The following is a 21,471-nucleotide window of genomic DNA, read 5'->3' as shown; positions in this document are numbered from 1 at the left end:
GCCTTAGATTTTGGGTTCTTCGAGCAGGGCCAGGGCCTGGTCGACGCTGTAGTCCATGTGCACCACGGCGTGCAGGGCCTGCACCAGCCGGGTCGGGTCGTCGGCCTGGAAGATGTTGCGGCCCATGGACAGTCCCGCGCCGCCGGCGACGATGGAGTCGTGGGCCATCTGCAGGATGTCGCGCGGGGAGTCCATGCGCGGGCCGCCGGCGATGACCACGGGCACGCAGCAGCCTTCGGTCACCCTGGAGAAGGAATCCACGTCGCCGGTGTACACGACCTTGATCACGTCGGCGCCGAGTTCCTCGCCGAGGCGGGCGCAGTGGGCCACCGTGGCCGGGTCCCATTCGGACTTCACCTTGGGGCCGCGGGCGTAGATCATGGCCAGAAGCGGCATGCCCCACTCGTTGCATTTGGAGGCCACCTCGCCCATGTCGCGCAGCATGTCCCGTTCGGACTCGTCGCCCAGGTTCAGGTGCACGGACACGGCGTCGGCACCGAGCTTGATGCCGTCCTCCACGGAGCTGACCAGGATCTTGGCGTTGGGGAAGGGGGAGAGGGTCGTGCTGGCCGAGAGGTGGATGATGAGGCCCACGTCGCGGCCGTGGCCGCGGTGGGCGCAGCGGGGCAAGCCCTTGTGCATCAGGACCGCGTTGGCGCCGCCCTCGGCGACCTTGTTGACCGTTTCGCGCAGGTCCACCAGACCGGCGATGGGGCCGACGGTGGTCCCGTGGTCCAGGGGCACGATGATGCTGCGCCCGGTGTTGCGGTTGAAGATGCGTTCCAGTCGTACGCTTTTGCCGATGTTCATGATGTCCTCCGGTTGCGGCCGGGCTTTCGGCGGTCCGTAATCAAAAAGGGCCGCCGGCTTGTCGCCTGCGGCCCTTTGGTTGTCGTGCTTTCGTCAATATGGCTAAAGCAGTCCCCTCAGACCACAGGCTCTGCTAAAATAAAAGTACCAAAAAAAGTACAGGCTGTGATTGAGGGAGAAGTTTGTCATAACGATTGCGTGACTACTCAGGTTGGCGACGTGCTGTCAAGGGCTTTTTATGACCGCCGGTCATTTTTCTTTTGCCGATCTTCGTGCGCCTGCGCCCCGGACGGAATCCGCATGCATTTAGGCGTTGCTGCGCGTGGCTTTCATGCGTAATGTCGTAGCGGTTCGTTCCGCCAGGACCAAGGAGTGGTGCGCATGGCCGCCAGGAAAGGAATGTCCGGAGTCGTCCGAAGGATTTGTCTGTGGTGTCAGGGGAAGAGCTGGATGCGTGTCAGGGAATGCGCCCAGGTTTCCTGTCCCCTGCATGCCTGTCGTCTGGAGGAGTGCGGGAACGACGCGGAGTTGCAGGAATGCATCCGGAATTTCTGTCTGGTTTGCGCGGGGGACGACGAAGCGGTGAATGAATGCAGCGCCGACAGGCCCATGGGCGGCCAGCCCGCATGCCCGGCGCATCCGTATCGGAATGCCGAAGCGTTTGCCGTCTGTCAGCAGCCCTTAATTTCGCAGCAGGTACGGCCCCTCCCCGGTCTCGGGGATATCTGCGCTGCGCCGAGGGCGCCTTCCGCGCCGCTCACGGCAGATGAGCCGCACCCCTTTGCCGAACAGCCGCGAGTAGTCCCCGCCGCGGCACCGCACACCGGCCCCGACGCCTTGTCCATCACCCACGCCGAGCGCGTCCCCGAAGCCCTGGATATCTGACATGAGCGGGAAGATCGTTGAAGCCGAGGGAATCCTTGGGAACTTCGAGGCCAGACGCCGGATCGAGGAAGAGGCGACCGAGTCCAGGCCCGTCGGCCGGGTCCGCCCCCGCATGAGGGAGACGACCCCCGGCTCTGCCGCGTGGAACGAAATCCACTCTGCGGAACGGTTGGTGGACGAAGAGGGCTGACCCCGCTATTGGCGGAGCAGTTCGATGGCGGACATGGCCAGACGGCTGGCGTTCGCGATGGCGTCCCACCAGTGGTTGGCCAGGGTGGCCAGGGAAAAGGCGGTCAGGAAGAAAAGGACGGCCCAGACCCGGTGGATGATGGCCTGGAGGACGCGTATGAAAAGACTCGGTGTTGAAGCCATGGTGATCCTCGTGTTGGAAGGAAAGGCCTAGCGTCCGCAGGGTGCGAATGCCCCGCGCGCTGATGCGGCTCACGTCCGGCGCGGAATTTTGAACAGTGGCTCATGACGCGAACCCTTTGCACAACCTAATAACAATACGTCGAATCCATCTGAAAGTAAACGCAAAATGCCTTTCCCTGCCGCGTCCTGCGACACTCCGGGAACACCACCAACCTTCATCACCAAGAAATCACATGCCACAGACATTCACCCGGACGACTCCGGGTTTTGACATATGCGCCCTGGACAGCCTTTTCGAAGGCCACGAGCCTCGGCTGGCGCACATGCGGGACGCGGCGGCCTTTGCCCGCGACCTGCGGCCCGTCTTCGGCCTTGAGGCCGGGCGCGGCGCCCTGCTCGAACGCTCCGCCTTGCTGCACGATATCGGCTACGCGCCGGCCTTGCGCCGTTTCGGCTACCACCCCCTGGACGGAGCCCTCTTTCTGGACGGCCAGGGAGAACACCCCTGGGTCGTGGAGGGCGTGCTGCGCCACTCCCAGGCGGACAGAAAAACCGAGAGGTTTCCCGGCGTGACCGAGGAATACGTCCTCCGGCCCCCGCTTTCGGAGGCCGACTGGCTGGTGCGGGCCGTGACCGTGGCCGACTGGCGCGCGGCCGGGGTCGGCGGCAGGGTGTCCTTTGCCAGGCGGTTCCAGGACATCGCCGTGCGCAACCCGCACAACACGGACAAGGTCCGCCGGGCCGGGATCATGGTCGGGGAAGTGCGCGACTGGTTCCTGGAGCAGGCCGGGGAAATGGGGCTGGAGCGCCCGTTGCCCTGGGTCTTCTGCGACGTGGACAACACGCTCATCCGGCCGGGCGACCGTCTGTCGGATGCAGCCAAGGCCTCTGTCGGCGCGTACCGGCAGGCCGGAGGGGAGTTCTCCCTGGCCACGGGCAAGCACCCCCTGAGCATCCGGCCGCTGGTCCGGGAACTCGGGCTTTCATCCGTGCAGGTCGCGGCCAACGGGGCTTGCCTGCTGGGCGCTGACGGGGTGACGGTCCTGGCCCATCTCGGGGAGGCGGCCGAAGGACTGCGCGCCGCCCTCGAAGGCATGGGCCTGATCATCGCCATCTACCGCGAGGACGGCATCGAACCCGGCCGCATGTGGGACAGCGCCCTGGACGAGGTCTTCGACCGCTACGCGGAAATCAGGCCCGTGCGTACGCCCTTGTCCGGCCGGGTCTTCAAGATTCTGTGCATCACGGACGGCGACGACCTTCGGCGGGAGGCGGAGCTGCGGCGGCTGGCGGCCGAACTGGGTGTGGACTGCTGCCGCAGCGACAGGCATTTCCTCGAGTTTCTCCCCAAATCCGGGAACAAGGGCCTGGCCGTGCGTACGGTCATGGAGGGGCGGGGCTGGCCGGTCCTGCACTCCATCGCCATCGGCGACACGGAAAACGACGAGCCCATGTTCGCCATGTGCGGCGCCTGCGCTGCCGTGGGCGGGGCGACCGAAGGCGCAAGGCTCGGCGCGGACTGGACCATCGGCCGCTGCGAAGCCGACGGCGTGGCCGGCTTCCTCGACTATCTGCGCGCAGGCGGCGGGTGGCGTGCGTTGCGCTCGGACATGATGATTTGACGGGTGGCGGGTGTTGCGCCGCCTTTCCGTGTGCTGCAAGGCCGATGCGTTCCCGGAGCGTGTCGGCCTTCTTTCTTACGCCAGGGAGATAAGGGCCTGGCTGAGCAGCAGGGGGTCGATGGAGCCGGTTTCGGGGACCGTCAGGGGCGTCTTGATGATCCGCAGGCCCAGGGATGCGAGCTCGCGTTCCGGGTTCTCGGAGTCGGGATAGGCGGCGCACGGGTCGAGCAGAACGACGTCAAGCACGTCTTCGATGGCGATGGCGTTCGGGGCGTCTGCACGCAGATGGCGAAGCAGCGTGCGTACCTGGTCCGCCAGGGTCAGGCCGGTCGCTTCCGGGTCGGGCAGGGTGTTGGGGACGAAGACCTTGGGGCAGGGCGTCCGGCTTATGGCCGTGCCCACTCCGGCAGGGAGCAGGTTGGCGACGAGGGAGCTGTAGAAGCTGCCGATGGGGTAGCAGATGAGGTCCGCGCCGCCGATGCAGTCCCGGATTTCCTCGCGGATCGGCGGGCGAACGGGTGCGTTGCCCAAGGCCTGGTCCACGAGGCTCAGTTCGGCGATGGCGCTGCTCAACGGCGTTGTTTCCTTGCCGGTGATGAGGTGCTGTCCGATGACGTCCCTGCCGTCTTCCAGCAGTGCTCGCAGCTGCAGGTTCGAGTCGAGCAGCAGCCTTGCCTGGCCACGCGCCTGCACGAGATTGGAGAAGATGCCGACGATGGGATCGAGATTCCGCCCGCTCTCCAGGTAGCCGGCAGTAAGGAAAAGGTTGCCGATGCAGGCGCCGCGAAGGTCGAATTGCGGGCCGGCCGCCTGCTGGAAGATCTGCAGGTGGTGCCGCACGGTATCTCGCAACGGGACCGAAACCTTGGCGATGAGCGGATGGCTGCCGTGCGCCAGGGTTACCAGTTCGTTCCTGAGCTGTGCCGGGGGTGCGCTCTTGGGCAGCCGGTGGGCGAAGAGGTCGTAGATTTCCGGGAACCCGTGCCGGGTGCGGTCGGCCAGGGCCATGAGCCGGTTGCGAAGATCGCCCACGGCCGGCATGTCGAAGTGTCGGCGCAGCACCGCCGAACTGCCGCCGGAGTCGAACGGCGTGACAAGGTGGATGGAATTGTGGGTGTACCCGGCCAACGCGCGGCTCGTTTCCGTCAGCGCCGTGCCGCCGGTGAAGAAGAGGATGCGGGGGCCCAGGTCCGGGGCGCGTAATGCCCTGGCGACGCGTGCCGGGTCCGGAATGCGGATTTCCCGGGCGATGGGGATGGCGGTTCTGGTCATGCTGTTTCCGACGGACGAGGGGCCGCTGGTGGACAAGCCCGCGGCGGCGAGCCGTCCAAGCGTCCCGCTAGGTGTCCGGCCTTGCGGTTGTCGAGGGATGCGCGCGGGCTTACTGGTGCGGCGGCGCGGGATCCTCGAACCGGTCCTGGTCGCCGGTGTCGGCGTTGCGGATGGTGTTCACGATGCGCTGCAACTGGTCCGAGGTGATGAGCCGCTGGGAATGCAGCCATTCGAATTTCTGGATTTCCTCTTCGGGATCGTTGGCGAAGTCGATGTTGCCGTACCAGTCCAGCAGCTGCTTTTTCCTGCGCTCTCGGATTTCCGAAATGATGCGTTCGAAGTTTCCGTCATGCATGATGGCGATTTCGCCTTCATCGGAGCTCAGGGAGGTGATGTTCGTCTTGAGTGCGGCGTGCAGCAGAAAGCACAGTCCTCCCGGCAACATGAAGATGGCGCCGAGGAGATCGCCGCGGATCATGGTGTAGGCGGCCTGGGCCAGGCCCCATGCCGAAAGCAGGATCGCGCCGCTGAAGAGCGTGCCGTTTCGTTCCGACGTCATGCGCGGGTCCATGCCGATGGAGCCGTAAGGCAGCTGAAAGGAATGGGAACCGTAGGCGTCGGCCCTGGTGTAGGTCAGGGCGTCCTGTTCGAAGTCGAAGGTGATGGTGGTGGAGTAGCTGCGTTGAGTGATGTTCATGGCCAAAGTCTCCTGAATCGCAAGCTGCGCATGGAGAGGCGGTAGGTCGATGCGGCGGGTTCGTCAAGACCGTGGCGCGCGGCGGCGTGGCTTGATCAAGGCCCGAAAATGAAAAAAGGCCGCGTAAAGCGGCCTTGCGTACATGGTGCCGGGGGACAGAGTTGAACTGCCGACACGGGGATTTTCAGTCCCCTGCTCTACCGACTGAGCTACCCCGGCGCAACGGAAGTCCGTTACTATGGAAAACGTCGGCCTTTGGCAAGTCGAAAAAAGCACTTTTCTTGACTTGCGCATCCACTCACCAGGATGCGGGTCCGGGGCAAGCGGAGCCGTGCCGTCGCTTCCCGCAAAGGAAAAAGGCCGCTCGTTGAGCGGCCTTGATCTCGTGGTGCCGGGGGACAGAGTTGAACTGCCGACACGGGGATTTTCAGTCCCCTGCTCTACCGACTGAGCTACCCCGGCGCGTTGGGTGAGAAGCGCTTTTATGCAAAGCTTAGGGCGAAGGCAAGCAAGAATTTTCGTTCCACCGGCATTTCCGGCCAAAAAGCCTTCAAACCCTGTCCCGTGTCTCGTGCAGACGCCGAAAGATGCCTTGCGGGACGTGAACGAGCGTCTGGTGGATTCGGAAATCCTTCAGGCTTGTGAACCGGGGCGGAAATCGCGGTTGGCGTGATTTTAGTGATGCTTCGTGGGGCCGTGTTCCTTGTGCAGGAAGTAGACGATCAGTCCGACGATGCCGAGACCCAGGCCGAGAATGAGTCCTGAAAACATGGGATGCCTCCTCTTGATATTGATCTGATCCGAAAATATATGGCAAAACTTGCTTGACTTCAAGTTCTTTTCTTCACAAGTCTTGGCGTGCCCGTTGCGGTGGCCTTTTTCCCGCGAGAGAGGTAGAGGTTCAGCCATGCGCCGTCCGTTTTCGCAGTCAACCGATGTTGGAGTAATCACTATGAGAATGACGCAGATCTGCGTTTTCGCCGTCCTCGCGTTCGTCCTGACCGTTCAGGGTGCTGCGGCAGAAACCATGACCATGAAGGACGCGGTTGAGGCCGGCCTCAAGGGCAACCCGTCCATCCTCGCCGCGCGCGAGGCGCTCATGGCGGCCGATTACGCCGTGAAGTCCTCCAAGGCGGCCTTCGGGCCTGCGCTCAGCACGCAGTACGGGTACACGCGCCTTGACGAACGACCGATGTCCTTCGGTCGGACCGTGGGCTCCCTGGACAACTGGGAGCTGGCCTTCAACGTGCACCAGCCCCTCTTCACCGGCTTCAACCTGCTGACGACCTACGAGAAGTCCCTGCTGCAAAAGGAGCAGGCGGCCTCGCAGATCGACAACGCCGAACTGCAGCTGACCGTCGCCATCCAGGATGCGTTTTTGAGGCTCCTCCAGGCGCGCGAGAACGTGCGTTCCGCCGAGGACGCCCTGGTGAGGCTGCGTTCGCAGTTGAAGGTCAATACCGCCTTCTACGAGGTGGGATTGCGCCCGAAGCTCGACATGCTGCAGGCCCAGGTGGACGTGGCCACGGCCGAACAGCTTCTGCTGGCTGCCCAGAACAGCGTCGATACACTCTCGGCGCAGCTCAACACCCTGATCGGCCGGAACGCCAACGCGGACGTGGAGTATGTCGGCGCGCTGGAGTATTTTCCCGTGAATCTGAGCCTTGAGGACTGTCTGGAGAGGGCGCTGAAGAACAGGCCGGATCTGATCATCGCCCGTCAGACCGTCATGGTGGCCGAGAAGGACGCCAAACTGGCCGCGGTGCCGTATTACCCGCAGGTCGGGGCCGATTTCAACTATGCCCGGGCCGGCGATGACCCGGCGGTCAACGGCGGGGACTATCACACCCCCAGCGAATGGAACGCTCAGGTCGGCATGAAGTGGACGTTTTTCGAGTGGGGCAAGACCTACTACGCGGAAAAGAGCGCGCAGAAGAACGTGTCCCGGGTCATGCAGGAATATCAGAACCTGGAGAACGAGGCGACGTTCGCGGTCAAGGAGAGCTTCCTGCAGATAGAGGAGACGGAGAAGCGCATCGCCGCCGCCAAGGAAGGCCTCGTCGCCGCCAAGGAGAGCTATCGCATGGCCGTGGCCCGGTACGAGGCCCAGGTCGGCACCAACACGGACGTGCTCGACGCCCAGGCGGCCCAGACCCAGGCGGAAGCGAGCCTGAACGGGGCCTTGTCCGCCTACGAGCGGGCGGTGGCCGGTCTCTACGGCGCCATGGGCGAGAAGAATCCCGAACTGCTGCCCCGCTAGCGGGCCATACGCTGCGGCGAAACGTCAGAGCCCGGGCGCCATCAGGCCCCGGGCTTTTTTGCGCCCTTGCGCCGGGGCATGGAGCACTTCTTGTCGGCCAGGACAGCCAACTCGGAAAGTCTGTCGTCCACGGCGGCGTACAGGGACTTCGGAGAGAAACGGCCGTCCGCGAGGCGCGAACCGGCGCGCATGCCCGTCAGGATCTCCATGGCCTCCTCGATGGTGCTCACCGGGTGGATATGGAACTGTCCGTCCCTGACGGCCTGCAGGACGTTTTCCCGCAGGACCAGATGCACGATGTTGTCCCGGGGCAGCAGGACGCCCTGCCTTCCCGTCAGCCCGCGCCGACGGCAGACCTCGAAAAACCCTTCCACCTTGTGGGTCACCCCGCCCACGGCCATGATGGCCCCGGACTGGGACACGGCCCCGGTGAAGGCGAGGTCCAGGCGGATGGGCACGTTCGAGAGGGCCGAGAGCAGTGCGGCCAGCTCGGCGCCCGAGGCCGAGTCTCCGTCCACGTGGGCGTAGCTCTGCTCGAAGCACAGGCTCCCCGTGAGCACGATGGGCTTGTTGCGGGCGAAGAGGTTCACGAAGTAGCTCTTGAGGATCATCATGCCCTTGGTGTGGATGGGGCCCCCGAGCTCGGCCTCGCGTTCGAGGTCCATGATGCCGCCGTGGCCGACGCCCACGGTGCAGGAAATCTGGTGTGGCAGGCCCATGACGTAGTCGCCGACCTGGGTTACGGAAAGGCCGTTGGCCACGCCGATTCCTTCGCCTTGGGTCCGGACCTTGATGGACTTGCGGTCGTACTCGCGCAGAAATTCCTCCTGATACAGGTTGGTGCGGTACTCGCGTTCGTCCAGGGCCTGTTTGACGATGTGGGCGTCGATGGTCTTCCTGTCCTGACCCGCGGCGATGGCGTTGGCCTCGATCATGATCTCCCGCAGGTGCGAGAAGTGCAGCGAGAGGCGTTCACGGTCTTCGGCCATGCGCGTGGAGTAGTCGACCAGTTCCGCGTAGGCGTCCTTGGTGAAGCCGCGCAGGCCGCTTTCGCGGGCGGCTCGGTCCAGGGTCTGGGCGTAGCCCGTGATGGACTCGGCCGTGCGCTCCACGGTGTCCTGGATATGGGCCTTGATCTTGAATATCTTTCGGAACCGCTCGTCGTGCATGTACAGCAGTTCGTAGGTCTCGTCGTCGCCGATGAGGATGACCTTGAGGGAGAGCGGGATGGGGTCCGGGCTGATGGTCCTGGTCCGCAGGATGTCGTAATGGTCCGTGGGGTCGTCCAGGTTCGAATGCCGGTTGCGCAGGCAGCGGAGCAGTCCCTCCCAGGCGACGGGATGGGCCAGGAGGTCCTCCACGCGCAGGATGAGAAACCCCCCGTTGGCGCGGTGCACGGCGCCGGCCCGGATGAGGGAGAAGTCCGTGTAGTACGTGCCCCATTCGGTCTCGCGTTCGATGCAGCCGAGAAGGTTGAAGAAGCCCGGGTTGATCTCCTTGACCACGGGCGCGCCGGTCAGGGCGGAGTTGTCCACGAAGAGGTTGACGTCGTAGCGCTGGAAATAGGACTCTGAAATGTTTTCGCCCTGCTGGTCCGACGGCGAGCGCTGTTCGCGTTCCTGGCGTCCCTGATAGTGCGACAGGTTCTCAAGCACATCTTCCTTGAACGCGTCGAAGTAGGCTTTCAGAGCCTTGCTGTCTGCGAATTTCTTGCGGATGGGGCCGAGCAGACGATCCACCAGGCCCGCCGCATGTTCCTGGGCCAGCTGCAGTTCCTTGGCCCGGAATTCCTGCTCGCTGCGGTTCACCTGGCGCGAGAGATCGGCAATGGTGTTCAGTACGGAGCTGCTCTGGTCCTTGATGACTTTCTTGCGCGAGGAGTCAAGGCGTTCGAAGTCTTCGGAGCTGAGGACCTTGCCGTCCATGAGCGGGGTCAGGGAGACGGCGCCCGCCTCGTCGATGTTCAGGCTGAACCCTTTCCGTTGGGCCGCCTCCTCCATCTTGTCCATCAGGTCGTCGCGGACGACGGCGAGCTTGGTGAACAGCTTGTTCTGCAGGCGCAGATAGGTGGCCTGCTCGAAGTGGCGGGGGAGATCGCGGCGCAGGCGTTTGACCATGCGCTGCATGTTTTCCCTGAACACCTTGCCCTGCCCGGCGGGCAGACTGACCAGAACCGGTTTGTCCGGATTCTCGAAATTGTTCAGATAGACCAGGTCCGGCGGGGTGGGGGCGGTGCGGGCCTGGGGCAGGAGAAAGTTCTCGACGAGGTAGGTCCGGCCAAGCCCGGGTTCGCCGGCGACATATATGTTGTATTCCAGGCCCGGGATGGACAGGGACATCTCAAGGGCCTTGCGGGCCCTGTTCTGGAAGAGGCAGACGGGGTTGACGTCGTTGCGGATGTCCGCGCCGCGCAGGATTCTTCTGGGGTTGGGCTCTATGGTGAGCTGGCGGGCTTTGAGTTCGGAAGTGTTTTTCATCGGTGCTCGGTGCGGGGGAGGCCCCGGTTATTGATTTTGTGTGGGCATAGTGCGAATGAAGGCGGCTTGCAAGCCGGCCCGGGTGAGTCGCGCGCCCCGCGGGGCGTCGGGGAGCATGGGGCCGCGGACAACAGGGCGGAGAATTCGTTTTTGCTGAAAACTTTGATTGACGCGAAGTTGGGGGCTGTGTTAGCCCCTTTTTCGGTTTGTGATTTATTGCACGAATGATTGGGCCCTGGTTGCCCTTTGAGATGACCCAATGTTTTTCGGTAAGAAAAAAAATAAGCATTTCCAGTCATTGGGTCTAGCTTCCATGATGGGGATACATCTCGTGTCCGGTGTGATCGTGGGCATGGCGATGGGCTACTATCTGGACAAGTTTTTTGACACAAAGCCTTGGCTGACGCTCCTTTTCCTGATTTTCGGCATTATCGCCGGCTACAGGAACATGTTCCGGGAAATGGGGCGGATCCAGAGAAAGGAAGCGGAAGCCGATGCTCCGAGCGCTGACGAAAAGGATTGAACGCGCTCTGTACGCACGAGGGTATCATGTGCCCGAGGTGCGCAGGATGGCGGCCCAGCAGGTATACTTCCTTTTCGCCGCGGTGCCGGCCTTGGCGCTCGGTTCCCGCGGGGTGGACTTCGCCGCCGGGGTGGTGCTCGGGACGGTCAACTTTCTGGCCCTGGCCCGATTGATCCAGGAACTGGTGTACGTGCAGAAGGGCGCCGTCGCGGTCCAGATGTTCAGTTTCTACGGACGCCTCGCCTTGACGGCCCTGGCCATCTACGCCTTGGTCGTCATGAACGGTTCCTCGGTAGTTTGGTTGCTGATCGGTTTTTCAACCGTTCTCATAAATATTATGCTTTGGGGAATGTCACAAATTTTGGGGAAAACTTCTAAGGAGGCGTAAAGATGGCAGGGGGTTTACATCCTATTTTTCTAGTCGAGGAAGCGGTCAAGGCCATTGGACTCGTCGATGCGCACGGCCACAGCCTGATACCGGGCAATGTCCTCTACTCCTGGACATTCATGATCATCCTGATTCTCGTTTCGACCATGGCCACCAAGAAGATTTCGCTGGTCCCGAGAGGGCTGCAGAACTTTTTCGAGATGGTGATCGGCGGTCTGGAGGATTTCGTGGTCGCGAACATGGGCGAGGACGGCCGGAAGGTGTTTCCCGTTCTGGCGACGCTTTTCATCTACATCCTGACCTGCAACCTGGGTGGCCTGTTCCCCGGTAACGACGCTCCCACGGCGAACATCAACACGACCGCCTCCATGGCCGTGTTCGTCTTCGTCTACTACCAGTACTGGGGCTTCAAGATCCATGGCACCCACTACATCCACCATTTTACCGGCCCCATGATCTGGATGGCTCCCTTGATGTTCCCCATCGAGGTCATCGGCCACTTCGCGCGCATGCTGTCGCTGTCGCTGCGTCTTTTCGGAAACATCCGCGGTGAGGACATCGTTCTGGCCCTGCTGTTCATGTTGGCGCCCATCGTCTCCACGGTTCCGATGTACTTCCTGTTCATGCTGGCCGACGTCATCCAGGCCTTCGTCTTCTTCATGCTGTCCATGCTCTATCTGAAGGGCGCATTCGAAGAGGCTCACTAATTCGGGGGAAATGGTCATTCGACCAAAACATTATACTTTATTTGGAGGATTTTTCATCATGGGTAAGAAGTTCGTTTCCGTTCTGGCCACTGTCGCTCTGGTCGCCGTCGCTTCCTGCGCTTTCGCTGCCGAAGCCGCTCCTGAAGTCATCTCCACCATCTCCTGGGCCGCCGCCCTCGGCATGGCCATCGCCGCCGCCGGTTGCGGTATCGCTCAGGGCCTGGGCCTGAAGGCTGCTTGCGAAGGCACCGCCCGCAACCCCGAAGCTTCCGGCAAGATCACCGTGACCATGCTGATCGGTCTGGCCATGATCGAATCTCTGGCCATTTACGCCCTGGTCGTCAACCTGATCCTGCTGTTCGCCAACCCCTTCGTCGGCTAACTGCTTGCGTGATAAAGGGGAGGTATCGCCTCCCCTTTTTTTAGCATCATCAAGCAGAACGCGAAGAGAGTTATCGGAGTTATTTTGAAAAGCGCTCACATCCCACGCGCCACCATCCAAAGACTGGCCGTCTACGTCCAGGTCCTTGAGACGCTTTTGCAGGAGGGGGACTCCGTCATCTCCTCGGACGGCCTGGCTCGCGCTTGTGGTGTGAATCCCTCTCAAATCCGCAAGGATTTGGCTTACTTCGGAGAGTTCGGCGTGCGTGGGGTGGGGTATTATGTGCAGGACCTCCTCACGGCCATCAAACAGTCGTTGGGCATAGACCGAACCTGGAACGTCGCCCTCGTTGGCGTCGGCAACCTGGGCCGGGCGCTGCTGCGGCACGGGATTTTCAGGCGCCGCGGTTTCATCCTCGTCGGCGCGTTCGATTGCGATCCCTTCAAGATCGGCGAGGAAGTGGCCGGCCTCGAGGTCGTCTGCTCCAGGCGGCTCAAGGAAAAAGTCCACGAGCTCAACATTGAAATCGGCATCATCACGACTCCCCCCGAGCGTGCCCAGCGCGCGGCGAACTATCTGATCGAGGCCGGTGTACGCGGCATCGTCAACTTCGCTCCCGCCCGCATCACGGCGCCGGAAAACGTGGCCGTGGAATATGTGGACTTCATGCACCACATCTTCTCCGTGGCCTTCAATATTTCCCTCAATCAGGCCAAAGGGATCTCATAGAGCCCTGGGCTGTCGGGATGTGAAATCCCGCAAATTCGACTTGCCAATCGTCTTCGAGTGGTATAGTTGTCCTCTCTCTTTTGAAACTGGAGGTTCTCATGAAAAAAGATCTGCATCCCAAAGTTTACGAAACCCAGGTCCGTTGCGCCTGCGGTTATGAGTTTGTCACCCGTACGGCCATCGGCCCTGAGCTCGGGATTGAAATTTGTTCCCACTGCCATCCGTTTTTCACCGGCGAGCAGCGCTTCATCGACTCGGCTGGCCGTATCGACCGTTTCCGCAAGAAGTACGCCGGGCTGAACAAGTAAGTTTTCAGCAGGTAGCGTAACCCTTCATGATCACGAAGCTGGAAAGCCTGGCGGCAAAATATCGCGAACTTGAGCGCGAACTGAGCACTCCTGAAATTTTTCAGGATCAGGATCGCTATATCAAGATCGCCAAGAAGCACGCCGAGCTTGACGAGGTCGTAAAGGCGTTCGAGCGCTACAAGACGCTTCTGAGCGAACTTGCCGAGAATCAGGAGCTGGCGAAGGACCCTGACCCGGAGCTGTGCGAACTGGCCCAGGCCGAAATCCCGGGGCTCAAAAGCAGGATCGAGGAACAGGAGCGTCTGCTCAAGCAGCTGCTTACGCCCAAGGACCCGCTAGACGAGAAGAACATCATCCTGGAGATACGGGCGGGCACTGGAGGCGAGGAAGCGGCGCTCTTCGTCGCCGACGTTTTCAGGATGTATTCTCGTTATGCGGAATTGCACGGTTGGCGCGTCGAGGTGATGAGCAGCAGCGATACCGGTACCGGCGGTTTCAAGGAAATCGTCGCTTCGGTTTCGGGCAACAGCGTCTACAGCAAGCTCAAGTATGAGTCCGGGGCTCACCGCGTGCAGCGGGTTCCGGCCACGGAAAGCCAGGGGCGCATCCATACGTCCGCCATCACCGTGGCGATCCTGCCCGAAGCCGAGGAAGTCGACGTGAAGATCGACCCGAGCGACATCCGGGTCGACGTTTTCCGGTCATCCGGTCCGGGCGGGCAGTCGGTCAACACCACGGATTCGGCCATACGCATCACGCACTTGGCAACGGGTCTCGTCGTCACGTGCCAGGATGAAAAATCTCAACACAAGAACAAGGCCAAGGCCCTCAAGGTGCTGCGTTCCCGGTTGTTGCAGGCCGCCCAAGATGAAACGAAGAAGGCCTACGACGACAACCGCAAGGCCCAGGTCGGCACTGGCGACCGCTCTGAACGGATCCGGACCTACAATTACCCCCAGGGGCGGATCACGGACCACCGCATCAACCTGACGCTCTACAATCTCGACCAGGCCATGGACGGGCACATCGATGAAATCATAGATGGCCTCGTTCAACATTACCAGGCCGAAGCCATGAAACAAAGCTGAGGAAACTCGGCTTTTTTCGTGCTCCATGAACTCCCGCCGCGAAATCATCGCTTTCTGGGAAACCCGATTCGAAGCGGCCGGGGTCGATTCGCCGCGCCTCTCCGCCCAGGTTCTTCTTGCCCACGTCCTGAATCTTTCACGTCTGAACATGCTCCTGGAGTCGAGCTCCCTCGTGCCTGAGGGCGCCATTGCCCCTTTCGAATCTCTTGCGTTGCGGAGGCTTCAAGGCGAGCCGGTCGCTTACCTGATCGGGCGCAAGGAGTTCTACGGGCTCGATTTCGAGGTGAACCCCGACGTGCTCATTCCCCGGCCCGAGACGGAACTCATGGTGGACCACCTCCTCGACACGGTCGAACGGGGCGCTGCCTTCAGGGTCCTGGATCTTGGAACCGGGAGCGGCGCTCTGGCCGTTACCTGTGCGGGCATGTTTCCGCACTGCAGGGTGACGGCCGCCGACATCTCGGAAAAGGCTCTGGCCACGGCGCGACGCAACGCGCGAAAGCATGGCGTCTCTGATCGCGTCGCCTTTGTTCGCGCGGACCTCGTTCAGGGCATTGATGTCGGGGAAATCGACATCATCTTGGCCAATCTCCCGTACGTGCCGGAAGACTCACGCCAGGCGATGAGCCGTGAAGTTCTTCACCACGAACCCTGGTTGGCCCTTTTCGCCGGGAATGACGGCTTGGACGTCTACCGCCGCCTTGCTTTCGGACTTCGGGGGCGAGTGCGCGAGGGTTCGATGTTGCTCTGCGAGATCGACCACTCCCAAGGGGCAGCGATGATGGAGTTGTTTGCCCCGTTGGCCAGGGATGTCAGCGTGAAGAAGGACCTTGCAGGCCTGAATCGTCTCGTGGTTGTTGTTTTTTAGCACCAATCGTGTTGCGCAAAAGAAACGATTGGTTGCCTGGAGCATGGATTTGTCAGCTTTGTCGTGCTATTTCGGCATGTTGCATTGCTGATATGATTGGCATGGAATTTGATTAAGCTTGGACATGAAACAGACGACCCTCAAAAAAGAAATTCGGTGCTCCGGAGTCGGGCTGCACAGCGGTCAGAAGGTTGAGATGGTGCTCAAGCCTGCCCCGGCCGATACGTGTGTTGTGTTCTCCCTCCGTAACAAGTCGGGCCGGCACATGGTCGTTCCCGAGCCCGGCCGCGTCGTCGGGACGGGGCTGGCCACGACGCTTGGCACCGAGCAGGCCAAGGTCTCCACGGTGGAGCATCTTTTGGCGGCCCTTGTCGGCCTCGAGATAGACAACGTCATCGTCGAGGTGGATGGAGAGGAAATCCCGATCCTGGACGGCAGCGCCTCGGTCTACGTCTATCTCATCAATTCCGCCGGTATCCGGTTGCTCGACCGTCCCCGCAGGATCGCGAAGGTCGTGCGCCCCCTGGTGTTCGAGCAGGACGGCAAGCGCGTCAGCGTCAAGCCCTATAACGGCCTGCGCATCGACTACGCCATTTCCTTCGCCCATCCGATGATCGGCAATCAGACATATAGTTTCGAGTCTTCGCCGCTCTCTTTCTCCTATCGCATCGCGCGGGCCCGGACTTTCGGATTCATGAAGGATGTGGAGTGGCTGCAGAAGAACGGTCTGGCCCTTGGGGGCACCCTCGAGAACGCCGTGGTTTTCGACGACTACGGCGTGGTCAACCCGGAGGGGCTGCGTTTCGAGGATGAAATGGTCCGGCACAAGATTCTCGACTTCATGGGCGACATCGCCGTCGGCAAGCGCCGCTTGTGGGGTCATTTCGAGGTTTCGTGTTCCGGTCACGACTTCAACAACCGGTTTATGCGCTATCTTTTCGACAACAGTTCGGAATATCTTGAATTCGCCAATTTGGAAGGGGCTTTGGGCGCTGCGCGCAAGCATGACCCCGAAATTGTTCCTGTGGGTGTGCCCGCCTGGGCTTAGCCGCTGAAAGCGCCGCAAGGCGCTTTTTTTTTGCCGTTGGGCAAAAAAATGCTTGCCATCGGAAATGAATGCTCATATTGGATGCGTTCTCACGGGCTGGCGTAGCTCAATGGTAGAGCAGCTGACTTGTAATCAGCAGGTTGCGGGTTCAAGTCCCATCGCCAGCTCCAGGGTGAGCGGAGGGGTTCCCGAGTGGCCAAAGGGAACAGACTGTAAATCTGTCGTCGAACGACTTCGGAGGTTCGAATCCTCCCCCCTCCACCATATAGAACCGTGAGAAGCAGTAGGAGGCAGTTAAGACTGTCGCTCGACTACTGAGATGAAATGCGGGAGTAGCTCAATGGCTAGAGCATCAGCCTTCCAAGCTGAGGGTTGCGGGTTCGAGTCCCGTTTCCCGCTCCATTACCTCGTCTCATAAGTCCCAGCGCCTTCGATTTGTCCCGCCTGCATATATCCGCAATCGATCATAACTATATATAGTACACGTAATTTCATTAGGGGGTAATTATGGCCAAGCAGAAATTTGAAAGAAAGAAGCCGCACGTCAATATCGGTACAATTGGTCATATTGACCACGGCAAGACGACCCTGACCGCGGCGATCACCAAGATCGCGAGCCTCAAGGGCGGCGGTTCCTTCGTCGCCTTCGACGAGATCGACAAGGCTCCCGAAGAGAAGGAGCGTGGTATCACCATCGCCACCGCGCACGTCGAATACGAAACCGCCAAGCGTCACTACGCCCACGTGGACTGCCCCGGTCACGCCGACTACATCAAGAACATGATCACCGGCGCGGCCCAGATGGACGGCGCGATCATCGTTGTCGCGGCCACCGACGGCCCCATGCCCCAGACCCGTGAGCACATCCTGCTCGCCCGTCAGGTCGGCGTGCCCTACCTGGTCGTGTTCCTGAACAAGGTCGACTTGGTCGACGACGAGGAGCTGATCGAGCTGGTCGAGATGGAAGTGCGCGAGTTGCTGTCCAAGTACGAATTCCCGGGCGACGACGTTCCGGTCATCCGCGGCTCCGCCCTGAAGGCTCTGGAGAGCGACAGCGCCGACGCCGAAGACGCCAAGTGCATCCTCGAGCTGCTGGACGCCTGTGACGCCTACATCCCCGAGCCGGTGCGCGAGACGGACAAGCCCTTCCTGATGCCCATCGAAGACGTGTTCTCCATCTCCGGCCGCGGCACCGTCGTGACCGGTCGTGTCGAGCGCGGCATCGTGCGCGTCGGCGAGGAAGTGGAAATCGTCGGCATCAACGACACCCGCAAGACGACCTGCACGGGCGTTGAAATGTTCCGCAAGCTGCTGGACGAAGGTCAGGCCGGCGACAACATCGGCGCTCTGCTGCGCGGCGTGAAGCGTGACGAAGTCGAGCGCGGCCAGGTTCTGGCCAAGCCGGGCAGCATCACCCCGCACACGAAGTTCTCCGCCGAAGTGTACGTCCTGAGCAAGGAAGAAGGCGGTCGTCACACCCCGTTCTTCTCTGGCTACCGTCCGCAGTTCTACTTCCGCACGACGGACATCACGGGCGTCGTGACGCTGAACGAAGGTATCGAGATGATCATGCCCGGCGACAACACGACGTTCCATGTGCATCTGATCAACCCGATCGCCATGGAAAAGGGCCTGCGCTTCGCCATCCGTGAAGGCGGCCGTACCGTCGGCGCCGGCGTTGTTTCCGAAATTCAGGAGTAATCAATGCGCATCAATATCCTTCTTGCGTGTGGCGAGTGCAAGCGTAGAAACTACGCGAGCCAGAAGAACAAAAAGAACACGACTGCCAAGCTCGAGCTCAGCAAGTTCTGCCCTTTTTGCGGAAAGCACACCAAGCATCGCGAATCCAAATAGTCTCACGCGGGTGCCGCGCAAGCGGCATCCGTAGTGAAAATTTCCGACACGCAGGCCAGTAGCTCTAACGGTAGAGCATCGGACTCCAAATCCGAGGGCTGGGGGTTCGAATCCCTCCTGGCCTGCCACTTTATCTCCTAGCGATGGAAAAAATGAAAAAAAATGCCGAAACCGAAATGCCCAAACAGGGAGTAGCGCAGAAGTTTCAGGAACTTCGCGTTTTCTTTGAGCAGGCAAAAGTGGAACTGAAAAAGGTCGTCTGGCCTGACAAGCAGGAAACCATCAGTACCAGTTCGGCTGTTTTGTTGTTGGTCGTCGTCATGGCATTTTTTCTCGGCATCGTCGATTTGGTCCTGACCAAAATCATTGCTGCCATTCTGTCCTAGGTTTGGGGGCCTCATGAACGACGATCCAAAGGCTCGCTGGTATATCATTCACACGTATTCGGGGTTTGAGCAGCGCGTAGAGCAGACGATCAAAGAAATGATCCGCACCGGTCAGGCCAAGGGCCTGGTCGAGGATGTCATCGTCCCCACGGAAAAGGTCGTCGAGCTCATCAAGGGACAGAAGCGTACGTCCACCCGCAAGTTTTACCCCGGGTACGCAATGGTCAAGATGATCTTTACGGACGACTCATGGCACATGATTCAGTCCATTCCAAAGGTCACCGGCTTCATCGGCGGCAAGAGCCGTCCGGTGCCCCTGACCGACAAGGAAGCTCAGCGCATCCTGGCGACCATCGAGAGCAGAAAGGAACAGCCCAGACCAAAATTTCATTTTGAACGTGGCGATGATGTACGCGTGATCGACGGCCCGTTCGCAAACTTCAATGCCACGGTTGAAGATGTGAACTACGATAAAGGAAAATTGCGCGTCTCGGTATCTATCTTCGGAAGACAAACGCCGGTTGAACTGGACTTTGTTCAGGTGACGAAAGGCTGATAATTTTTAGAGATGAGGTAGTGTTATGGCCAAAAAAGTAACTGCAATAATCAAGCTGCAACTTCCCGCAGGAGCTGCGAATCCCTCTCCGCCGGTCGGTCCCGCCCTGGGTCAGCACGGCGTGAACATCATGGAGTTCTGCAAGGCGTACAATGCCAAGACCATGAACGACAAGGGGATGATCATTCCTGTCGAGATCACGGTCTTCCAGGACCGCTCCTTCACCTTCGTCACCAAGACTCCTCCGGCCGCCGTCCTCCTGGTCAAAGCTGCCAAGCTGCAGAAGGGATCCGGAGAGCCGAACAAGAAGAAGGTGGGCAAGGTGACCATGGCTCAGGTCGAGGAAATCGCGAAAATCAAGATGCCTGATCTGTCTGCCTATGATCTGCCGACTGCGTGCAAGACCATCATGGGTACCGCTCGCAGTATGGGAATTGAAGTGGAATAAGGGGAGAGAACTAGCCATGCCCAAGCACGGAAAGAAATTCACGAAAGCATGCGAGGCCATTGACGGCCTCAAGATGTACGATGTGGCTGAAGCTGTCGAGTTGGTTCTCAAGAGCTCCTTCGCCAAATTTGACGAGACCGTCGATGTGGCGGTGAACTTGGGTGTCAACCCCAAGTACTCCGACCAGATGGTCCGCGGCGCCGTGTCCCTGCCTCACGGCCTGGGCAAGACGGTTCGCGTTGTCGCCTTCTGTAAGGGCGAGAACGAGGAGAAGGCCCGCAATGCCGGCGCCATCGATGCCGGCGGCGACGAACTGGTCGAGAAGATCAAGGGCGGCTGGCTCGACTTCGACAAGGCCGTCGCCACGCCCGACATGATGGGTCATGTGGGCAAGATCGGCAAGATCCTGGGCCCCCGCGGCCTGATGCCCAACGCCAAGACCGGCACCGTCACCCCCGACCTGGAGAACGCCATCCGCGAACTGCTGGCCGGCAAGGTCGAGTTCCGCGTTGACAAGGCCGGCGTGATCCACGCCCCCATCGGCAAGGTCTCCTTCGGTTCCGAGAAGCTGCTCGGCAACCTGCGGACCGTGGTCGATGCGCTGATCAAGCTCAAACCCTCCACCGCCAAGGGCACCTATGTGAAGGCCGTCTCTCTGTCTTCCACCATGGGCCCTGGCGTCAAGGTCGACGCCGCTTCCCTGCGTAAAACGGGAGAATAAGTTTCATAACAAGTAGATGAGTCAGAGAATGCAGGTGGACATTCCTTAATATCCTGCACAGACGGCTTTGGCTCATTCTGCCTAGCTATAGAGAGGTACGTGGTGAATAGGGCAGAAAAAGCAAAAATCATCGATGGCCTGAAGGAGAAGGCTGACAAGGCGAGCATCGCCATTGTCACGGACTTCCATGGGCTCAAGGTGGCAGAGCTGACTCCCCTGCGTGCAAAGCTGCACGAGGCGGGGTGCGACTATCAGGTCGTGAAGAACACTCTGGCACGCAAAGCCTTCGAGGAAGGACCGCACGTCGTACTCAACGACCACTTGAAGTACAACTGCGCCGTGGCTTTTGGCTATGACGACCCTGTCGTCGCTGCGAAGGTCCTGGTTGAGTTTGCAAAGAAGAACGACAAGTTTTCTGTGCGTTACGCAAGCCTGGAAGGCAAGTTCCTGGAAGAGGCGTCCATCAAGGCCCTTTCCGAACTGCCCGGCCGCGAACAGTTGCTCGCGACTGTTCTGGGCACCATGAACGCCGTGCCGCAGAATTTCGTGTCTCTCTTTGCCAATGTGATTCGGGGGATGCTCAACGTGTTGAACGCCCTCAAAGACAAAAAAGAAGAATGAGCCAATTGCTACATATTTAGGAGGACAAAATGGCTGATATCACCAAAGAACAGGTTGTCGAATTCATCTCCAACATGACCGTGCTGGAGCTGGCTGGTTTCATCAAGGAACTGGAAGAGAAGTTTGGCGTTTCCGCCGCCGCCCCTGTCGCCGCTTTCGCCGCCGCCCCTGTGGCCGCCGCTGAAGCCGCCGAAGAGGAAAAGACCGAATTCGACGTCATCCTGAAGGAAGCCGGCGCCAACAAGATCGGCGTTATCAAGGTCGTCCGCGCTCTGACCAGCCTCGGGCTGAAGGAAGCCAAGGCCAAGGTCGACGAGACTCCTTCCGTGATCCTCGAAGCCGCTGCCAAGGACGCCGCCAACGACGCCAAAAAGCAGCTTGAAGAAGCCGGCGCGAAGGTTGAAATCAAGTAGTTTTTTGCTTCTTGCCTGACTTTCCGTAAAGAGTGT

26 protein-coding genes and 6 tRNA genes are annotated in these 21,471 nt (G+C 60.6%); 25 read left to right on the top strand and 7 right to left on the bottom strand.

Annotated features, from left to right (window positions below; genetic code table 11):
- Positions 1 to 3: 3 nt before the first annotated feature.
- Positions 4 to 810 (bottom strand): 2-amino-3,7-dideoxy-D-threo-hept-6-ulosonate synthase, encoded by an 807-nt coding sequence (locus tag ACZ5AC_RS14125; RefSeq protein ID WP_464248215.1) that lies wholly within the window; start codon positions 808 to 810, stop codon positions 4 to 6.
- A gap of 450 nt (positions 811 to 1,260) precedes the next feature.
- Between ACZ5AC_RS14125 and ACZ5AC_RS14120 the strand changes: the two genes are divergently transcribed.
- Together ACZ5AC_RS14120 and ACZ5AC_RS14115 are read left to right on the top strand one after the other, a co-directional pair.
- A complete protein-coding gene (locus ACZ5AC_RS14120; RefSeq protein WP_464248214.1) occupies positions 1,261 to 1,695 on the top strand; it encodes a hypothetical protein in 435 nt (144 codons plus the stop codon).
- Between the two features lies 1 nt (position 1,696).
- Positions 1,697 to 1,885, top strand: a complete 189-nt coding sequence (locus ACZ5AC_RS14115) for a hypothetical protein (protein ID WP_464248213.1) — start codon at positions 1,697 to 1,699, stop codon at positions 1,883 to 1,885.
- Positions 1,886 to 1,890: 5 nt separating this feature from the next.
- On the opposite strand, the gene ACZ5AC_RS14110 is transcribed toward ACZ5AC_RS14115, so the two are convergent.
- The gene (locus tag ACZ5AC_RS14110) at positions 1,891 to 2,067 is read right to left on the bottom strand and encodes a hypothetical protein (protein ID WP_464248212.1); all 177 of its coding nucleotides are present in this window, start codon (positions 2,065 to 2,067) and stop codon (positions 1,891 to 1,893) included.
- A gap of 233 nt (positions 2,068 to 2,300) precedes the next feature.
- Between ACZ5AC_RS14110 and ACZ5AC_RS14105 the strand changes: the two genes are divergently transcribed.
- Complete coding sequence (locus ACZ5AC_RS14105; protein WP_464248211.1) at positions 2,301 to 3,689, top strand: HAD-IIB family hydrolase; 1,389 nt, start codon at positions 2,301 to 2,303, stop codon at positions 3,687 to 3,689.
- A gap of 75 nt (positions 3,690 to 3,764) precedes the next feature.
- Here the strand turns inward: ACZ5AC_RS14105 and ACZ5AC_RS14100 are convergent, their stop codons facing one another.
- The 4 genes from ACZ5AC_RS14100 to ACZ5AC_RS14085 all read right to left on the bottom strand — a co-directional run bounded on the left by ACZ5AC_RS14100 (position 3,765) and on the right by ACZ5AC_RS14085 (position 6,120).
- A complete protein-coding gene (locus tag ACZ5AC_RS14100; protein ID WP_464248210.1) occupies positions 3,765 to 4,961 on the bottom strand; it encodes a GAK system CofD-like protein in 1,197 nt (398 codons plus the stop codon).
- 109 nt (positions 4,962 to 5,070) lie between these two features.
- Complete coding sequence (locus tag ACZ5AC_RS14095) at positions 5,071 to 5,658, bottom strand: hypothetical protein (protein ID WP_464248209.1); 588 nt, start codon at positions 5,656 to 5,658, stop codon at positions 5,071 to 5,073.
- A 143-nt stretch (positions 5,659 to 5,801) separates the two neighbouring features.
- Positions 5,802 to 5,877: transfer RNA gene (locus tag ACZ5AC_RS14090), tRNA-Phe, on the bottom strand.
- A 167-nt stretch (positions 5,878 to 6,044) separates the two neighbouring features.
- A tRNA-Phe gene (locus ACZ5AC_RS14085) sits at positions 6,045 to 6,120 on the bottom strand.
- Between the two features lie 490 nt (positions 6,121 to 6,610).
- Between ACZ5AC_RS14085 and ACZ5AC_RS14080 the strand changes: the two genes are divergently transcribed.
- Positions 6,611 to 7,918, top strand: a complete 1,308-nt coding sequence (locus ACZ5AC_RS14080; protein ID WP_464248208.1) for a TolC family protein — start codon at positions 6,611 to 6,613, stop codon at positions 7,916 to 7,918.
- A gap of 41 nt (positions 7,919 to 7,959) precedes the next feature.
- Here ACZ5AC_RS14080 and ACZ5AC_RS14075 read toward each other — a convergent pair whose 3' ends face one another.
- Entirely contained in the window at positions 7,960 to 10,395 is a 2,436-nt protein-coding gene (locus tag ACZ5AC_RS14075) for a Lon protease family protein (RefSeq protein WP_464248207.1), read from the bottom strand.
- Positions 10,396 to 10,654: 259 nt separating this feature from the next.
- Between ACZ5AC_RS14075 and ACZ5AC_RS14070 the strand changes: the two genes are divergently transcribed.
- From ACZ5AC_RS14070 to rplL, 21 genes are all read left to right on the top strand, one after another.
- Positions 10,655 to 10,918, top strand: a complete 264-nt coding sequence (locus ACZ5AC_RS14070) for an AtpZ/AtpI family protein (protein WP_464248206.1) — start codon at positions 10,655 to 10,657, stop codon at positions 10,916 to 10,918.
- A gap of 46 nt (positions 10,919 to 10,964) precedes the next feature.
- Entirely contained in the window at positions 10,965 to 11,306 is a 342-nt protein-coding gene (locus tag ACZ5AC_RS14065; RefSeq protein ID WP_464248205.1) for an ATP synthase subunit I, read from the top strand.
- A gap of 2 nt (positions 11,307 to 11,308) precedes the next feature.
- Positions 11,309 to 12,013, top strand: coding sequence for a F0F1 ATP synthase subunit A (atpB, locus tag ACZ5AC_RS14060; protein ID WP_464248204.1), 705 nt, complete (start codon positions 11,309 to 11,311; stop codon positions 12,011 to 12,013).
- 58 nt (positions 12,014 to 12,071) lie between these two features.
- Complete coding sequence (gene atpE, locus ACZ5AC_RS14055) at positions 12,072 to 12,395, top strand: ATP synthase F0 subunit C (protein ID WP_028577814.1); 324 nt, start codon at positions 12,072 to 12,074, stop codon at positions 12,393 to 12,395.
- Between the two features lie 84 nt (positions 12,396 to 12,479).
- Entirely contained in the window at positions 12,480 to 13,124 is a 645-nt protein-coding gene (locus ACZ5AC_RS14050) for a redox-sensing transcriptional repressor Rex (RefSeq protein ID WP_028577813.1), read from the top strand.
- Positions 13,125 to 13,222: 98 nt separating this feature from the next.
- Positions 13,223 to 13,432 carry a 50S ribosomal protein L31 gene (gene rpmE / locus ACZ5AC_RS14045; protein ID WP_464248203.1) on the top strand — a complete coding sequence of 70 codons (210 nt, stop codon included), beginning with the start codon at positions 13,223 to 13,225 and terminating at the stop codon, positions 13,430 to 13,432.
- Between the two features lie 26 nt (positions 13,433 to 13,458).
- Entirely contained in the window at positions 13,459 to 14,520 is a 1,062-nt protein-coding gene (gene prfA, locus ACZ5AC_RS14040; RefSeq protein WP_464248202.1) for a peptide chain release factor 1, read from the top strand.
- 25 nt (positions 14,521 to 14,545) lie between these two features.
- On the top strand, positions 14,546 to 15,388 hold the full coding sequence (prmC, locus tag ACZ5AC_RS14035) for a peptide chain release factor N(5)-glutamine methyltransferase (protein ID WP_464248201.1): 843 nt from the start codon (positions 14,546 to 14,548) through the stop codon (positions 15,386 to 15,388).
- 124 nt (positions 15,389 to 15,512) lie between these two features.
- Entirely contained in the window at positions 15,513 to 16,436 is a 924-nt protein-coding gene (gene lpxC, locus ACZ5AC_RS14030) for a UDP-3-O-acyl-N-acetylglucosamine deacetylase (protein ID WP_464248200.1), read from the top strand.
- Positions 16,437 to 16,531: 95 nt separating this feature from the next.
- Positions 16,532 to 16,606: transfer RNA gene (locus ACZ5AC_RS14025), tRNA-Thr, on the top strand.
- Positions 16,607 to 16,614: 8 nt separating this feature from the next.
- A tRNA-Tyr gene (locus ACZ5AC_RS14020) sits at positions 16,615 to 16,700 on the top strand.
- 62 nt (positions 16,701 to 16,762) lie between these two features.
- A tRNA-Gly gene (locus tag ACZ5AC_RS14015) sits at positions 16,763 to 16,838 on the top strand.
- A 105-nt stretch (positions 16,839 to 16,943) separates the two neighbouring features.
- On the top strand, positions 16,944 to 18,137 hold the full coding sequence (gene tuf / locus ACZ5AC_RS14010) for an elongation factor Tu (protein ID WP_464248192.1): 1,194 nt from the start codon (positions 16,944 to 16,946) through the stop codon (positions 18,135 to 18,137).
- A gap of 3 nt (positions 18,138 to 18,140) precedes the next feature.
- The gene (rpmG, locus tag ACZ5AC_RS14005) at positions 18,141 to 18,290 is read left to right on the top strand and encodes a 50S ribosomal protein L33 (protein ID WP_028578486.1); all 150 of its coding nucleotides are present in this window, start codon (positions 18,141 to 18,143) and stop codon (positions 18,288 to 18,290) included.
- Positions 18,291 to 18,342: 52 nt separating this feature from the next.
- Positions 18,343 to 18,418, top strand: a tRNA-Trp gene (locus ACZ5AC_RS14000).
- A 24-nt stretch (positions 18,419 to 18,442) separates the two neighbouring features.
- Positions 18,443 to 18,676: a preprotein translocase subunit SecE gene (gene secE / locus ACZ5AC_RS13995; RefSeq protein WP_464248199.1), complete on the top strand. Its 234-nt coding sequence runs from the start codon at positions 18,443 to 18,445 to the stop codon at positions 18,674 to 18,676.
- A 13-nt stretch (positions 18,677 to 18,689) separates the two neighbouring features.
- On the top strand, positions 18,690 to 19,232 hold the full coding sequence (gene nusG / locus ACZ5AC_RS13990) for a transcription termination/antitermination protein NusG (RefSeq protein ID WP_464248198.1): 543 nt from the start codon (positions 18,690 to 18,692) through the stop codon (positions 19,230 to 19,232).
- 25 nt (positions 19,233 to 19,257) lie between these two features.
- Positions 19,258 to 19,680 carry a 50S ribosomal protein L11 gene (rplK, locus tag ACZ5AC_RS13985; protein WP_464248197.1) on the top strand — a complete coding sequence of 141 codons (423 nt, stop codon included), beginning with the start codon at positions 19,258 to 19,260 and terminating at the stop codon, positions 19,678 to 19,680.
- A gap of 16 nt (positions 19,681 to 19,696) precedes the next feature.
- On the top strand, positions 19,697 to 20,401 hold the full coding sequence (gene rplA / locus ACZ5AC_RS13980) for a 50S ribosomal protein L1 (protein WP_464248196.1): 705 nt from the start codon (positions 19,697 to 19,699) through the stop codon (positions 20,399 to 20,401).
- A 102-nt stretch (positions 20,402 to 20,503) separates the two neighbouring features.
- Entirely contained in the window at positions 20,504 to 21,022 is a 519-nt protein-coding gene (gene rplJ, locus ACZ5AC_RS13975; RefSeq protein ID WP_028578491.1) for a 50S ribosomal protein L10, read from the top strand.
- A 29-nt stretch (positions 21,023 to 21,051) separates the two neighbouring features.
- Positions 21,052 to 21,435 (top strand): 50S ribosomal protein L7/L12, encoded by a 384-nt coding sequence (gene rplL / locus ACZ5AC_RS13970; protein ID WP_028578492.1) that lies wholly within the window; start codon positions 21,052 to 21,054, stop codon positions 21,433 to 21,435.
- Positions 21,436 to 21,471 lie beyond the last annotated feature (36 nt).

This window comes from Desulfomicrobium aestuarii (assembly GCF_055385525.1).
The sequence above is the reverse complement of the archived record's forward strand: the minus strand, read 5'-3'. Positions and strand labels throughout refer to the sequence as shown.

Coding starts and splice junctions, on each gene's coding strand:
- ACZ5AC_RS14125 (WP_464248215.1), bottom strand. CDS start 810: ATGAACATCGGCAAAAGCGTACGACTGGAACGCATCTTCAACCGCAAC.
- ACZ5AC_RS14120 (WP_464248214.1), top strand. CDS start 1,261: ATGCGTGTCAGGGAATGCGCCCAGGTTTCCTGTCCCCTGCATGCCTGT.
- ACZ5AC_RS14115 (WP_464248213.1), top strand. CDS start 1,697: ATGAGCGGGAAGATCGTTGAAGCCGAGGGAATCCTTGGGAACTTCGAG.
- ACZ5AC_RS14110 (WP_464248212.1), bottom strand. CDS start 2,067: ATGGCTTCAACACCGAGTCTTTTCATACGCGTCCTCCAGGCCATCATC.
- ACZ5AC_RS14105 (WP_464248211.1), top strand. CDS start 2,301: ATGCCACAGACATTCACCCGGACGACTCCGGGTTTTGACATATGCGCC.
- ACZ5AC_RS14100 (WP_464248210.1), bottom strand. CDS start 4,961: ATGACCAGAACCGCCATCCCCATCGCCCGGGAAATCCGCATTCCGGAC.
- ACZ5AC_RS14095 (WP_464248209.1), bottom strand. CDS start 5,658: ATGAACATCACTCAACGCAGCTACTCCACCACCATCACCTTCGACTTC.
- ACZ5AC_RS14080 (WP_464248208.1), top strand. CDS start 6,611: ATGAGAATGACGCAGATCTGCGTTTTCGCCGTCCTCGCGTTCGTCCTG.
- ACZ5AC_RS14075 (WP_464248207.1), bottom strand. CDS start 10,395: ATGAAAAACACTTCCGAACTCAAAGCCCGCCAGCTCACCATAGAGCCC.
- ACZ5AC_RS14070 (WP_464248206.1), top strand. CDS start 10,655: ATGTTTTTCGGTAAGAAAAAAAATAAGCATTTCCAGTCATTGGGTCTA.
- ACZ5AC_RS14065 (WP_464248205.1), top strand. CDS start 10,965: ATGGCGGCCCAGCAGGTATACTTCCTTTTCGCCGCGGTGCCGGCCTTG.
- atpB (WP_464248204.1), top strand. CDS start 11,309: ATGGCAGGGGGTTTACATCCTATTTTTCTAGTCGAGGAAGCGGTCAAG.
- atpE (WP_028577814.1), top strand. CDS start 12,072: ATGGGTAAGAAGTTCGTTTCCGTTCTGGCCACTGTCGCTCTGGTCGCC.
- rpmE (WP_464248203.1), top strand. CDS start 13,223: ATGAAAAAAGATCTGCATCCCAAAGTTTACGAAACCCAGGTCCGTTGC.
- prfA (WP_464248202.1), top strand. CDS start 13,459: ATGATCACGAAGCTGGAAAGCCTGGCGGCAAAATATCGCGAACTTGAG.
- prmC (WP_464248201.1), top strand. CDS start 14,546: ATGAACTCCCGCCGCGAAATCATCGCTTTCTGGGAAACCCGATTCGAA.
- lpxC (WP_464248200.1), top strand. CDS start 15,513: ATGAAACAGACGACCCTCAAAAAAGAAATTCGGTGCTCCGGAGTCGGG.
- tuf (WP_464248192.1), top strand. CDS start 16,944: ATGGCCAAGCAGAAATTTGAAAGAAAGAAGCCGCACGTCAATATCGGT.
- rpmG (WP_028578486.1), top strand. CDS start 18,141: ATGCGCATCAATATCCTTCTTGCGTGTGGCGAGTGCAAGCGTAGAAAC.
- secE (WP_464248199.1), top strand. CDS start 18,443: ATGAAAAAAAATGCCGAAACCGAAATGCCCAAACAGGGAGTAGCGCAG.
- nusG (WP_464248198.1), top strand. CDS start 18,690: ATGAACGACGATCCAAAGGCTCGCTGGTATATCATTCACACGTATTCG.
- rplK (WP_464248197.1), top strand. CDS start 19,258: ATGGCCAAAAAAGTAACTGCAATAATCAAGCTGCAACTTCCCGCAGGA.
- rplA (WP_464248196.1), top strand. CDS start 19,697: ATGCCCAAGCACGGAAAGAAATTCACGAAAGCATGCGAGGCCATTGAC.
- rplL (WP_028578492.1), top strand. CDS start 21,052: ATGGCTGATATCACCAAAGAACAGGTTGTCGAATTCATCTCCAACATG.